Origin of the sequence: Streptomyces vietnamensis (genome assembly GCF_000830005.1) — a bacterium.
GTDB classification, from domain to species: domain Bacteria; phylum Actinomycetota; class Actinomycetes; order Streptomycetales; family Streptomycetaceae; genus Streptomyces; species Streptomyces vietnamensis.
In genome coordinates, this window is record NZ_CP010408.1 from 74,083 (window position 1) to 87,439 (window position 13,357).

Below are 13,357 nucleotides of genomic sequence, written 5' to 3' on the forward strand. Positions count from 1 at the left end.
CTCCTTTTTGATCTAGCCGTTGAACATGCTGACGACGGGCGGCAGCACGACGAAGACGAGCATGAGCAGCACGGCGAAGGTCACCGGCAGCACCATCGACGTGCTCGCTTCGTTGGCCTGGGCCTTGGCGTCGGCGAGGATCGCGACGCGCAGTTGGCGGGCCTGGGCCTGGAGGGTGGTGTAGACGGCGGCGCCGTCGCCCGCGAGGGCGAGGGTGTCGGCGGGGCGGGTGAGTTCGGGGATGTCGAGGTCCTCGCCGAGTTGCTTGAGGGCGTCCCAGACGGTGACGCCGGCGAGGTCGGCCTCGTAGAACGCCTGCCGCATCCGTTCGAAGATCCAGCCGTCGCCCACGTCGGCGGTGTCGGTCAGGGCCTGGGCGGCGCCGCTGTTGGCGATGCGGGCCAGGGCGACGCGGTCGAGGTAGGAGGCGGCGGCGTGCCGGACGACGAGGCGGGCTGCTGCGGCCTCTTTGCGGACTTCCTGTCCGGGCCAGAGCCAGAACAGGGCGCCCAGGCCGAGGCCGGCGGCGGCGGGCATCACGAACGGCAGGGTGACCCCCAGCATTGCCAGGAGCTCGCCGGCCAGCTGGGGCAGGACCAGCCCGTAGAGGGCGAAGAGGGCTCTCTTGCCGAGGTGTTCGGCCGGGCTGATCCGCAGCAGGTTCAGGTCCCGGACGGGCAGGGTGATCCGCTCGCCGAAGGCGCCGAGGAGGCGGGTGCCGACCTTCTCGGGCAGGGATCCGGTGGTGGTGGCGGTGGTTTTGGGCTGGCGGGCGATGTGGTCGGCGTCGAGCCGGTCGAGGACGGAGGCGAGGTCGGGTCGTGCCGGCCACAGGGCGCGGATGGCCAGGCCGGCGAAGGCTCCGGCGGCCGCGGCGGGCAGGACCGCTTCCATGGGGATCATCGGACGGCTCCTGTCACGGTGGCCGGCTCGGCCTGGGGCAGGGGGTTGAGCAGGCGGGGGTCCGGCTTGGTGGCGGCGGCCCGGCGCAGCCAGGACAGCGTCCAGGCGAAGAGGCCGCCGAGGACGGCGAGGGCCAGCTGCCCGGGCGGGGACTGGTACCAGGCGGACCAGGCCTCGTTGAGCATGGAGGCGACGAAGACGATGCAGATCACGATGGACACGATCCTGCTGGACTTGCGGATCTTGGCGCGGTCGGACTCGATGTCGCGGGCATCGGCGGCCTGCTGGTGGATCGTCACCGCGAGCGCTTCCAGTGCCGTGCTCAGGCCGGGGCCCATGTTCGCCGCGTGCGACTGGAAGAGCAGCGCGACGTGGTCCACGACCCCGTCGCCGAGTTCGTCCGCGAACAGGGCGAACGCCTGCTTCGCGTCCATGCCGGAGCGCAGCCGCTCATCCAGTGCACGAACGTTGGCGGCGATGGGTGCGGGGGCGTTGCGGGCGCTGGCGCGGATGGTCTGGACGAGGCTGATACCCCCGGTGTGGATGCCGGCCAGGCCGTTGAGCCACTGGCCGATCGCCTCCAGGCGCTCGATGCGCTGCTCGGCCGCCGTCCCGGGGTTGAGCAGGAAGGGGAAGCCGAGAACCGCCGCGCCTGCGAGAACACCGTGGACGGGCCATCCCGTCCACGCCCAGACCACGAGGACGGTGATGCCGGCGGTAGTGACCAGGGTGCGCCAGCGGCGCTGCCATGCCTCGGGCAGGCCGGCCTTCGCCGCTTGGATCCGGTTGGCGCGGCGGGAGGCGGGCTTCGCCGGGTCCACGGCGCGGCCGCGCCACTCGCGTACGGCGGCCAGAGCAGCAAGGACCGTGACGAGGGCGCACAGCGCGGCAACAAGGGCGAGCTGGGACGAGTTCACCGGGCCTCCCGGGCCTGTGCGGTCATCGGCTGAGGAGCCGCCGGCGCAGGAGACTGCCGAGGGCCACGGCTGTCCCCGTGGCGACGGCTGCGACGCGGGCGGGTCTCCTCACCGGTCCTCCCGTGCAGGGGGCGGTTCACCGTGGCCCCACCAGCTGCAGAGACGGGCCCCAGGCGGTCTCGGGGCTGTGGGTCAGCCATCTGCGGTCGAAGGAGCCGGTGCGCTCCAGGACGTCCAGGAACGAGGGCATGTTGCGGTACACGGCGCGGGGCTCGCCCCCGTGGGGGGCGAAGATTTCGCTGGTGGTGGGGCGGCCGCCTTCGCCGACGACGTCGTGGACCTCGTACACGTGGCTGACGAATCGGTGCTTGCGGCCGCCGATCGCGGTCTCGTCGAGGTAGGTGAGGTAGACGACCACGTCGATCGCGGAGGCGATCAGGTGGTTCGCGGCTTCGGTCTGCATGCCGGCCTCGGTGCACAGCTGCACCAGGCGGGAGATGATCGCGTGCGGGCGGCGGACATGCAGGGTGCACATCGAGCCGGAGCCGCCCGCCGACATGGCCTGGAGCATGGGCAGGACCTCGGTGGAGCGGACTTCGCCGACGATCACCCGGTTGACGTTGTAGCGCAGGGCGGTGGGGAACATGTCGCCGATGGTGACCTCGCCTGCGGCGCTGCCGCCGCGGACCTCGCCGTTGGACTGGCGGGCCTCGAACGCGAACGTCAGTGGACCCGGCTTGTCCGCGGGCCCGGGCTCGTCGAGGTAGAGCTCGCGGTCGGACTCCAGGGTGGCGATGCGTTCCCCGGGCGGGATCTCCCGGCCGAGGGCGCGCAGCAGGCTGGTTTTGCCGGCGCCCATGTCGCCCACGACCAAAATGTTGAGCTTGGCCTGGACGCAGGCCAGAAGGAATGCCCTGATGAGGGGGTTGATGGAGCCCCACTGGACGAGCTCGTCGATGCCGTGCTGGCGGATGCGGTGCTTTCGGATCACCACCGACGGGCGGGTGGTGAGCAGGCTCGCGGTGACGCGGGAGCCGTCGGGCATGCGGAAGCCGACCATGGGGGTGGCCTGGGTCAGGGCGCGTTCGCCGTGTCCGGACAGGCCGGCCATCCGGTTGACCCAGGCGATCAGTTCCTCGTGCGAGTCGGCGACCCGTTCGATGGTGCGGCGGGGCCGGTCGTAGTACTCGATGTGGGCGCGGAGCCCGTCGACCATGACGTCCTCGACGCCCTGCTCGTCGAGGAGGCCCTGGAGGCGGCCGCCGCGGAACATCGCGTCGAACACCGCCGCTCCGACGGCGTGCTCTTCATCCGCCGACAGTGCGGGGTTGCCGTGCGCGTACTTCGTGGCCCACTGCGCGACCGTCTTCGTCACCATGGAGCGGGCCTGGGCCCGGCGGTCGTCCTCTTCCAGCAGGCGGCTGGGATCGTGTGCGGACAGCTCGGCGGACACCTCGGCCTGCAGCGCCTCGATCACCTCCCAGCCCACCGGAAGCTGGCCGGGCAACCCGGCCAGCTTCGGAATCGCGGCCGGGCCGGCGGCCGTCGCCGGATGGTGGGGAGCGGGCGTGACGGGGGCCGGCGTGAGTGCTGCTGCGGGCTGGGGGATCCGGGTCGGGCCGATGCGGCCGGCGAGCAGTCCGGCGATGTCGGCGGGGCCGTGCGCGGCCGGGCTGTCGGGGCGCTGCTGGGTGTCAGCCACGGGCACCTGCCCCCTGGTTCAGTCGCTGAAGGACCCCGGCGAGCTGCGGGGCCGCTGGTGCCGGGAGGGCGGCCGGGTACTTCTGGTGCAGGGCCCGGCGCGAGGCGGCCGCCTGCAGGTGGCCCAGCGCGGTGCGGGCGGAGTTCAAGAGCGCGGACTTCTTCAGCGTCCGCGGGGCGCGCCCGGTGCCAGCGAGGTAGGCGGCGGTGTCCGGTTCCCAGGGCAGTGCGGCCATGACGGGGAGCCGGAGTGCTTCGGAGACTTCGTGCGCACGCCGGGGGCCGTCTTCGATGAGGAGGACGCCCAGGGCGTCCGCGCCGGTACCGCGGTCGGTGAGCTCGTTGCGCAGCGGTCCGGTCATGTGCCGGGCCAGGGCGAGGGAGTGCTCGGTGGCGCGTACGACGAGCAGGACCAGGTCCGCGCCGTGAAGGAGCGGTGCGGGTGTGAGGGTGGGGTGCAGGTGGCCGGATTCCAGGGCCAGGCGGCCGGCGTCGATGACGACGTCGTAGCCGCCCTCGTCCGACAGCACGCGCATGACCTGAGCCAGCGCGGGCCAGGTCCGCGCCAGGGCCGGTGCCTGGGCAGGGTCAGTCAGGCCGGGCAGGACCTGGCGATGGCCGGACTCGTCGAGGCGGACGAGGTGGCTGGCGAAGGCCTGGGCGAGGGCGTCCTCGCCCGCGCGCTCGGCGGCGGCGAGGTGGTAGAGGCCGGTCCCGGCGGTGATCTGGGCCTGGAAGAGCCCCGCTCTTATGGTGCCGCCGGCCGGGTCGCATTCGGCCAGCAGCGAGGGGCGCGTGGAGGACAGGGTCATGGCGAGGGCGCTGGTGGTGACGCCGCACGACTTCGCGCTCACCAGCGCGGTGACGGTCACGATCCGCTCCGGACGTCGCGGACCAGGGCCACCCGGCCGGACGAGGCGCGGGTGGCCAGCAGCGGTCCGTCGGAGGGGGCGACCGCGAGGTTGACGACGACGGCGCCGGAGGCGTCGGGCCGGCTGACGGAGACCACGACCGCCTTGACCGACGTGGGCGGGGCCTCAGCCCCGTCCTTGCCGGTCGGCTGCTCGCCCTGGCCGGGGACCGTGACGGCGAGGACCTTGTCGCCGGGGACGAGGGAGCCGGCGGGGGCCTGGCCGCGCTTGACCTGGACGCCGACCTGCTGCTTGTCGTCGCCGAGGCCGGTACCGGGCTGGAGCTGGGCGGCGACCAGCAGGCTGCCCTTGCGCAGGTCGACGGCGGGGCGCTTGCCCACGACCAGGGCGCGGTCGGTGGCGGGCATCGGGGTCAGGGCCGCATCCGCGGAGACCTCGGCGACGACGATGTCGGCGTCCGTGAGCGGCTGTCCGGCCGGGACGTCGTTGGCGATGGCCAGCACCTTCGTACGGTCGCCGACGGCGGACACGGCGGCGGCCGCGCCGAGGGCGGCCGCGACGGCCAGCACGGTGCTCAGCGCGGCCGCGGCATACCGGCGCTGCTTCTTCACCGGTGCCGCGGTGGTGATGGGGAGTTCGGTGCGCGGACCGGCCGGACGCGGCACCGGCGGGGCGGCGGGGGATTCCATTCGGGTACTGCCTCTCGGGGAAGTGCAAGCAGTGCGCGGGCTAGTTGAGGACCTGGACCTCGGCGACGTTGATGTCCACGGAGCTGGTGCGGACCTCGGTCAGCTGACCGGCCTGAGCGCCACCGGTGACCTGCCAGTCGATCGACCAGGTCGACGTCGCGGTGACGTGGTACGTGCCGGAGCCGGTGCTGGAGGACGGCTTGTCGTAGCGGTGGCCGCAGTCCGGGGAAGGCGACTTGCCGTACTCCGGCTTGTAGGGCGTACCGGCCGTCGTGCAGGTGACGGTGTGGCCGTCGCCCATGTTCCACACGATCTTCGACACCCGGGCGGTGGCCGTCACCGACACCGGGCCGATCGACGCGGAGGCCGTGTTCGGGCCGTACGTCTCGGGGCCGGTGTCGGTCCACATGTAGACGGGCATGCCGACCACGCCCTTGCCGCCCGGCTTCGGCGTGATGCCGATCGCGGGCGCGCGCAGCCGCATCTTGTCCACTGCCTGCTGTGCCACGACCGCGGGGTCGATCACCGGACCGCCGCCGCCGGGCGGGGCCGTGGTGAAGATGTTCTTCACGTCGTGGATGCCGGTCTCGTTGTCGAGGCAGTCCTCGAGGTACATGGAGACGCCGGGCTTCCGGCCGCCTGGGCCCCAGAGCGCACTGTCGTCACCGGGCTGAGGGTCAGCGAGGGTGTAGGTGCACGTGTAGCGGCTGTCGCCACCACCGGTGTCGTCTCCTCCGTCTCCCCCACCCCCTCCGCCACCGCCTGGTGGTTGGTCTCCTCCCGGGTCTTTGGGGCCTTCCACGATGGTGCACACCCAGCCCACTTGGCACTTTGGGCCCTCGTCGGCAACAGCGACAGGACCGGTCAGGGCGAGCAAAAGCCCGAGGGCCAGAGCCGTACTTCTCCGGGTCAGCACGGCTGGTCCGCCTTGGGCTCGGCCTTGAGTACCTTCCAGCCGTCCGGCCAGCGCTCCACCAAAGACACGACCACGTACTTAGTCACCCGGTTACTGGGCATCACGGCTGGCTTGCCGCTCGCCTTGTCGATGATCTTCCACTGTGAGACGTCGAGACAGCTGGAGATGGTCACACTCGGCGTCTTCTTGTCGAGGGCGGCGTCTGTGACCGTGGGGTTCGTCATCACTGGCAGACCGGTCATGACTGACTTGGTGGTCTTGAGGTTCTTGACGCCGGCTTCCGCCTGACTCAACGCTTCGGCCGCGGTGTACCGCTTGAGGTCGGTTCCGTCGATGGAGGGAATCGCGTAGACCTTGGGCAGCTCTGTCCAGTACGACGTGTAGGTCGAGATGGCCTCCGCCTTCGCGGCCTCGGACGGATCCACCGTCGCCGACTTGCTCGGTGCGGCCGAGACCGTAGGCAGCTCGCCCTTGTCCTTCTCGCTGCCGGAGTCGCTCGACGAGGTACAAGCCGAAACTGCCAGCGCAGCGACGAGGACGAGGAGGAAGCCCCTCTGCCGGTACGGCGCCATGACGGAGCGCATGCGTCGCATTTGTGTATGAGTCACGAAGCCTCCCGATGCATACGCGGTCACCTGGCTTCAGCTGCGGTCGTTCCCCCTTGAGAAGATCACGCCCTGCCATCGACCACTCGATTACCGCAAAGGCCCACACTACGCAAGATCACAACAACCGCACCGGGCGTAACGACAGTTGAGGCCCGAAGATGCGCTGTAACCGGCCAAAATCGGCCTGGAAGGCGTCGTGAGTGTGTCAGGTCAACTCACGGCTTTCATCGGTAGTGCGGCCATGGGGTATCGGCTCGGTGGATGGCGGTTTGGGTGTTCAGTTCCCTGACCACCCTCGCGCCGGGTAATCAGCGTTTGATGCGCCCTCGGACGGCAAGGACGGCGAGGGCGAGGAGGGCGGGTTCGAGGAGGCGAGAGGTCATCTCGATGTAGGTTCCGGTGGTGGTGAGGTCCTGGCCGCTGGAGCGGAACACTACGGAGTTGAGCGTGACGGTCAGGGCCTTGTCGAAGCGTTTGCTGGTGAACCTGTCCCCGGTGGGGTTCTTCGGGTCCTGCTTGTCGATGGTGAGGGTGATGGTGCCGCCGCCCGCCGGGACAGTGCCGGTGGCTTCCTGTTTCGGGGACGACATCGGCAGGCCGAAGGCCATCAGCAGCACGATGGTGGCGAGCATGGCGGCGGCGAGCCAGCCTAGGGCGCGGCCGGCGCGCAGGCCGTAGCCGGAGAGCAGCCAGTAGGCCCACAGCAGGCGGCGCTCGGCTTTCGGGGTGCCGGTGCGGTCGTGGCGGCGCATCTCGCACTCGCCGTAGTAGAAGTCGGCGGCGCCGGGTTCGTTCTTGCCGTCCTCGAACGCCTTGCGGAGCTGCCGGTACAAGGGGGCGACGTCGTCGGGGTCCGGGGTCCGGGCGGGGTCGGGGTGGTACGGGCCGGTACGCCACCGGCGGGGGTCGGGCGGGGTGCCAGCGGATGTGGGGGGCTGTCCGGCGGTCTGCGCCCGCCAATGCTGCTCCTCTGCCAGCGTCCGCCGGCGGGTCCAGCGGACCGGGGCTATGCCCTTGCGGTGCCAGCCGGTAGGGGTGGAAGCGAGGGTGGTACGGCCCTCCAGCCGGAGCTGGTCAAGATGGAAGGCCCCGGAGAACAGGCAGCCGGACAGGTCGGTGTCGGTCAGGACCAGGTGGGCGGCGTCCACGCCCTGCACCGACACCACCCGCACCGCCCCGCTCCCCGGCAAAGTGCTCTCGTCCAGGGTCGGGCCACCGGCGATGGTGAACGGGGTGGGGTGAGCGGTGACGGCGAGAGGGGCCTCCAGCACCGCATGCCCAAGATCAACAGAAGCATGGCGAACCCGGACGGTCGCGGTCGACTGCCAACGGGTCCGCGTGCACCGCACCTGCTTCGCTGCGACCTCCAGCGTCACCGGCGCTCCAAACACCGCTCCCGACAAATCGACCGTCCCCCCGCACACCACCGGCCCCCATCTCGAAGCCGCCAAGAACTGCGCCTCATCGAACCGGGCATCGCCGGAGAACCGTGCCTTGCCGAACCCGGTGGCGCCGGAGAACCGTGCCTCGTCGAACCGGGCGTTGCCGACGAACTGCGCCCCGTAGAACTGGGCGTTGCCAGAGAACTGCGCCTCGTAGAAGCGGGCGCTGCCGGAAAACTGCACCCCGACGGACCAGACGTCACCGAAGAACTGCACCCCGTCGAACCAGACGTCACCGAAGAACTGCGCGCCGTCGAACCGGGCGTCGCCGGAGAACTGCGCCCTCCTAAACTGGGCGTCGCCGGAGAACTGCGCCCGGCTGAACCGGGCATCGTAAGAGAACTGCGCCTCACCGAAGTGGACTTCGTCGGAGAGGTGCGCCTGGTCGAACCAGGCGTCGGCGGAGAACTGTGCCCCTCTGAACTGGGCGTTGCCGGAGAATTGAGCCTTGCTGAACCGGGCGCTGCGGGAGAACTGCGCCCCACCGAACTGGGCGCGACCGAAGAACTGCGCTCCTCTGAACTGGGCACTGCCAGAGAACTGCGTCCCGCCGAACTGGGCACTGCCGGAGAACCGCGCCTCGCCGAACAAGGCGGTCCCGAGGTGGGGGCGTCGGCTGGTGGGGTCGCGGACGGCGTTGAGGAGGCGGTTGAGGAGGTCTTCGGTGAAGGGGGTGCCGCGGTGGTCGATGTCGGCGCCGGGGGCCAGGCCGGCAAGGTAGGTGTCGCGGTCGGTGTCGGTCAGGTGGGCGAGGCAGGCGGTGTGGCCTGGAGTCTGGATGCCGCGGCAGCCGACGGGATCGCTGGAGTGGGCGCTGTGGGCGCAGTGCGGCCAGGACGGTGCCGACGGTGCGGGTGTGCTCATGGGGTGACGGCTCCAAGAGGGAAGGGTGCCGGGTTGCTGCCCGGGCGGGTAGCGGCGGGGCGGGACAAGGCGCGGGGTCAGCCGCGCCCGGGGCGGAACGGGTTGTACGCGGTGTACGGGTTCTCGTCTGTCTCGCCGCGGCGGTGGCGCTCGGCCTGGTAGGTGGTCCAGGCATCCGCGCCCTGGCGGATGGACTGCGTAGGCGTTCTGGTCCGGGCGCAGAACTCGGCGTAACCGAGGTCCGGCTCGGCCGGTCGTCGGCGCCGCTCCGCTCGCGGCTCGTCCCGGACACGCGCCGTATCAAGGTCCTCGACCGCGCGGACGCGGACCAGTTCTTCGACGTCGAACGCGACACGCGCAGCACGGCCGCCACCCTCGCCAGATCCACGACCACCGCGTGCCGGTCGGGAAAATCGGCTTCGGGCCGCAGGTTCACCACCGGCGGAAAACTCTCCTACTGAAGGTGTTCGACCCACTGCGCGCACTGGAGGATCCAGCCGCCCCGCCGCAACCGCCCGCCTCGCCGGCTCCGCGTCGCCACCGGCATTCAGGTCCTCCGGGGCGGGCCAGCCCGCCGCCCACAGCTCCCCCAGCCCGGCATCCAGCACATCCACCGCAACATCCTGGGTGAGCTGATGCACCCGGGGCGGCGACAGACCCACCGCCTCCGAGGCCTTCCGCACCGACACCCCCTCGGCCCGCGCCGCAACAAGCGCCCAGAGCCGTTCCCGCTCCGCCTGCTCCAACCGCCACGTGGCCCGCCGCACTCGCGCCAGCACCCGCCGCTTCCGCCGGAATTTCCCCAGCCAGTCACCCCTCACCCACCTCAGACTGCCAGCCCCACACCACCCCGTACGGGCCGTTCAGCAAACTGAACACCCAGCTGCTACCCACCACGGCGATACTCCCCGATGCCCTCGTGGTGACCGGCGTTGTCGTTGGTGGGCTGGCTGTATGCCGACGTAAGAGGCCGACTGGTAGAGCGCGGATGGCGAGTGCCCATTTCCTGTCTGCTGACAGGGGCGAAAGCTGGGCGTCTGGAGGCATGCGTGTCAGGTGCCTGAGAGGAGGGCGTGCTCGGCGCATCCACTACGTGCACTCCTGCCGTACGTAGGTAGGTAGGTCTGGCCGAGATTGGGTTCGTCATCCCGGATCGAGTGCTCCGGGCAGATGGCGACGCTCGCGTAGACACCGTCGGTCTCCGCCTCGAAGGCGCGTGGGTCTGCCAATCGAGCGGTACTCCCGAGCGTCTGTGCTCATTGCTTTGGCGCTGTTCCTGTCATGGGACGGGCGTCGTGGTCGGGGCCGTCGGGGGTGTCAGTGCTGCCCGGCATAGTGCCGGGCATGATCAACGACTTGGAGAGCATTGACTGGGCGTCCTTGGGGCACGCCTACGGGCCGGCCGATGAGGTGCCGGGATGGCTGCGCGGCATGGTCTCGCCCGACCCCGACGTGCGGGAGGAGGCGTTCGGCAACTTCTATGGCGCGGTGCTCCATCAGGGGAGCGTGTATCCGAGCACGGTGGCCAGTGTGCCGTTCCTGTTCGCGATGGCGGACGATCCGGCGACGCCTGACCGTGGGGAGGTCGTCGCGCTGCTGCTCAGCATCGGGCAGGAGGTCATCGACGCCGAGGAGGTCTACGCCGTCATCTGCGGCCCGGACGGGGAGGATTCCACGATCTACCCGGACACGGCGAACCTGATGCGTGAGCACGCCGACGCCTTCGTCGCCTACGCCTGTGACCCCGATCCGGAGGTGCGCAGGGCGGCAATCGAGGGGCTGGGGCTTTTCCTGGACGATGCCGAGCGGGCGGTGGCGCTTCTGCGGGACCGTCTCGTGGAGGAGAGCGGGGTCGCCGAGCGTGGGCTGGTGGTGCGGACGATGGCGAATTTGGCGCTTCGGCTGCCCGCGGCCGCCGCGGCGGCGAGGAGGTGGCTCGACGCACTGTCCGACAGCAGCACGACCGATCCGGACACCCGTCTGGCAGCGCTCGTCCACCGGACCCGCTGCGCTCCCGATTCCATCAACGATCAGACGGTGCCGACCGCGATCGGACTGCTCCGCCAGGTCACACCCGTGCCCCGGCCCGAGAAGGACGAGGATCAGGGGAACCGGGACTCCTCCCGCCCGTGTGCGTGCGAGGCCGAACCCGAACCCGACCCGAACGTCCCCGGGCACATCGCCGCCGCCTTCGCCGACCTCGAACGACACGGCCGCCTCCACGCTCCCACCACTCCCCTGCTCACGGCCTTCCACAAGGCCCTGGACGCGCGCCTCGACGACCGGACGGCCCTGCTCACCGAACAGCTGCGCAGCCCGGACCCAGGAACCCGGTACGACGCCATCGACATGGCACGCCGTCTGATCGCCTCCTGGCGGGGAGAACACACCGACCTCGTCCGGCTCCTCGCCGACTGCCTGCTGCCGCGCGACTCCTACACCGCCGCGGCCGCGGCCGAGGCCCTCGGATCCCTGGCCGAACTGGCCGAACCCGCCCGGGAGGCCCTCGCCGCCTATGTCACCGCGCAGCGCACCGAGCACCGGCCTGATGCGTGGGCGAGCCCGCACCGCGTGCTGCGCCGTGCCCACCAGCAGGCCGTCGTGGCGCTGGCAGGCCTCGGAGACGAACGTGCCCTGCCCAGTCTGCTGACCGCGCTGGACACCGATATGGACGCCTGGCGCGCGGTGAACGCGGCCGGCCACTTGCCCCGGGCCGCCGCCGAGCTCACGCCCCGGCTCGTTCATCGCCTCGCCGATGTAGACCACTCCCGGGAGTGGCCCGATGTCGGCCCCACGGCTCTCGCCTCCGCCCTCGCGAAGCTCGGTGATCCGGCGGCCGTGCCCGCACTCACCGACGCCGTCCAAGCCGCCGTCCAGCACAAGCAGTGGAGTACCGCAGTTCCCGTTCTGAAGGCGCTCGCCTCGTTCGGCACCCGTGCCGCATCCGCCCTGGATACCGTCCGGGCCCTTACCGAGGCGGATGGCGTGGATATCCGTACGGCCGCGGTGGGCGCCGTCTGGGAACTCGAGCGCTGCCCCGAACGTGTGGTGCCATTGCTGGAGCACCTCCTCGAATCGCACCGGAACTTCGACGCGATCGACCTCGCCGGCCGGATCGGTCCTCCCGCCGCTCCCGTTCTGCCGCGCCTGCGGCAGATGCTGGGCGAGCAGGTCGAGCAGAACGCGCGCAACGAGCGGAATGGTTCGGCCGTGCTGAACGACTCGTGGACCCTCGTCCACGTCGCGTCAGCCCTGTGGGACATAGGCGGCACGAGCGAGGCCGACATCGTTGTACCGGCGCTGCTGAACGCCTGGGAGGACAACGACTCCACCGCGTGTGACGTCGTCGCCTGCTTCGACCGCATGGGCCCGGCCGCACGCCCCGCCCTGCCCCGTATCGAGGCCGCGACGGCGCAGCCACAGCGCGGCGGAGAGCCCTGGGGGTGGGGAGTCACCCGCGACCTGAAGTTCCAGCGCACCTGCCGTGCCATCCTGACCCGCCTGCGGGAGCTCCCGGAGCCTGCGCTTGCCGGGGAGGAGTAGGCATCGCCGCGGAGGTCTCGTACGCCTGATGGCGCTTCCTGAAATCGGCCACCCGGTGCTCGGGATGGCTCCAGACCTGCTCACGGGATCTCCCCAGCCGTGCGCGGGATGACCTGGGATCGCGCGGCACAGCGGAGGAGCTGGCGGGCGCGGAGGCGGGACGGCCGCAACGCCGTTGAGTTAGGGCGGCGCTGGGTGGTGTCAAGGGTCGGTTGTGAGCAAGTTGATGCTGATGGTGGCCTTGTAGGTAGCACGGTCGATGGCCGGTCCGCGGGCGTTGTACTTGGAGATCGCGCGTTTGACGATGCGGTTTTTGGTGCGGACTCGCCGCTGGGGCAGGAGCTGGACCGGCACATGGCGGCCGATGCCTCTGACCAGGTCGATGATAGTGCCGGCGATGACGCCCGCAGCCGGTGCGAGCTTGTCGCGGGCGGCGGTCAGCGCGATAGTGAAGCTGGCCCGGTCTGGATCGGTGCCCGGGACGCTGTCGGTGGCATCGGTCATCGCGGTCAGCAGTGCCTGGTAGGCGGTCAACAGTGCCCAGACCTCCTGTCGATGCCGGCCGGGGTTACGGGCCCGCAGGACCCGCCCGCCCAGGGCCGTGGACTTCAGCTCCGCGTAGGCCGACGGCCTCGGCTACCAGCGGATCTCCCCGTCCCGCCCTGGCGGCGCCGACCTCCTCGCCGAGGTCCGCACGGGTGACCTCGTCCTCATCCCCGACGGCTGGCACGGCCCGTCCGTCGCCCAGCCCGGCAATGCCATGTACTACCTGAACGTGATGGCGGGCCCGGGCGCCGAACGGGCGTGGCGGATCCACTTCACGTGCGATCCCGGTGGCTGTGGGCTGCCACTCCTTCGGTGGCTGGAAGGATTCGCTCTTCGGCGACCACCACATCTACGGC

11 protein-coding genes and 1 pseudogene are annotated in these 13,357 nt (G+C 70.8%); 2 read left to right on the forward strand and 10 right to left on the reverse strand.

Annotated features, from left to right (window positions below):
- Window positions 1-12: 12 nt before the first annotated feature.
- From SVTN_RS39740 to SVTN_RS44575, 9 genes are all read right to left on the reverse strand, one after another.
- A complete protein-coding gene (locus tag SVTN_RS39740; RefSeq protein ID WP_041134818.1) occupies window positions 13-903 on the reverse strand; it encodes a type II secretion system F family protein in 891 nt (296 codons plus the stop codon).
- On the reverse strand, window positions 900-1,820 hold the full coding sequence (locus SVTN_RS39745; protein WP_041134819.1) for a type II secretion system F family protein: 921 nt from the start codon (window positions 1,818-1,820) through the stop codon (window positions 900-902). The genes SVTN_RS39740 and SVTN_RS39745 overlap by 4 nt, the downstream gene beginning before the upstream one ends.
- Window positions 1,821-1,956: 136 nt before the next feature.
- Entirely contained in the window at window positions 1,957-3,522 is a 1,566-nt protein-coding gene (locus SVTN_RS39750; RefSeq protein ID WP_041134984.1) for a TadA family conjugal transfer-associated ATPase, read from the reverse strand.
- Window positions 3,515-4,393 carry a hypothetical protein gene (locus SVTN_RS39755; protein WP_041134820.1) on the reverse strand — a complete coding sequence of 293 codons (879 nt, stop codon included), beginning with the start codon at window positions 4,391-4,393 and terminating at the stop codon, window positions 3,515-3,517. Before SVTN_RS39755 ends, SVTN_RS39750 begins: the two co-directional genes overlap by 8 nt.
- Window positions 4,390-5,082, reverse strand: coding sequence for an SAF domain-containing protein (locus SVTN_RS39760; protein WP_041134821.1), 693 nt, complete (start codon window positions 5,080-5,082; stop codon window positions 4,390-4,392). Before SVTN_RS39760 ends, SVTN_RS39755 begins: the two co-directional genes overlap by 4 nt.
- A 40-nt stretch (window positions 5,083-5,122) precedes the next feature.
- Window positions 5,123-5,698 carry an ATP/GTP-binding protein gene (locus SVTN_RS42935; RefSeq protein ID WP_245728048.1) on the reverse strand — a complete coding sequence of 192 codons (576 nt, stop codon included), beginning with the start codon at window positions 5,696-5,698 and terminating at the stop codon, window positions 5,123-5,125.
- A 293-nt stretch (window positions 5,699-5,991) separates the two neighbouring features.
- Complete coding sequence (locus SVTN_RS42940; RefSeq protein WP_052499811.1) at window positions 5,992-6,582, reverse strand: hypothetical protein; 591 nt, start codon at window positions 6,580-6,582, stop codon at window positions 5,992-5,994.
- Between the two features lie 332 nt (window positions 6,583-6,914).
- On the reverse strand, window positions 6,915-8,912 hold the full coding sequence (locus SVTN_RS39775) for a pentapeptide repeat-containing protein (protein WP_041134822.1): 1,998 nt from the start codon (window positions 8,910-8,912) through the stop codon (window positions 6,915-6,917).
- A gap of 77 nt (window positions 8,913-8,989) precedes the next feature.
- Window positions 8,990-9,691 (reverse strand): hypothetical protein, encoded by a 702-nt coding sequence (locus SVTN_RS44575; RefSeq protein WP_159026592.1) that lies wholly within the window; start codon window positions 9,689-9,691, stop codon window positions 8,990-8,992.
- 565 nt (window positions 9,692-10,256) lie between these two features.
- On the opposite strand from SVTN_RS44575, the gene SVTN_RS39780 reads away from it, so the two are divergent.
- Window positions 10,257-12,455 (forward strand): HEAT repeat domain-containing protein, encoded by a 2,199-nt coding sequence (locus SVTN_RS39780; protein ID WP_052499812.1) that lies wholly within the window; start codon window positions 10,257-10,259, stop codon window positions 12,453-12,455.
- Between the two features lie 201 nt (window positions 12,456-12,656).
- On the opposite strand, the gene SVTN_RS39785 is transcribed toward SVTN_RS39780, so the two are convergent.
- Complete coding sequence (locus SVTN_RS39785) at window positions 12,657-12,989, reverse strand: hypothetical protein (protein ID WP_174518352.1); 333 nt, start codon at window positions 12,987-12,989, stop codon at window positions 12,657-12,659.
- A 94-nt stretch (window positions 12,990-13,083) separates the two neighbouring features.
- Here SVTN_RS39785 and SVTN_RS42945 point away from each other — a divergent pair.
- Window positions 13,084-13,284 (forward strand): annotated as a pseudogene (locus tag SVTN_RS42945) (5-deoxy-glucuronate isomerase); the annotation flags it as partial.
- Window positions 13,285-13,357: the final 73 nt, after the last annotated feature.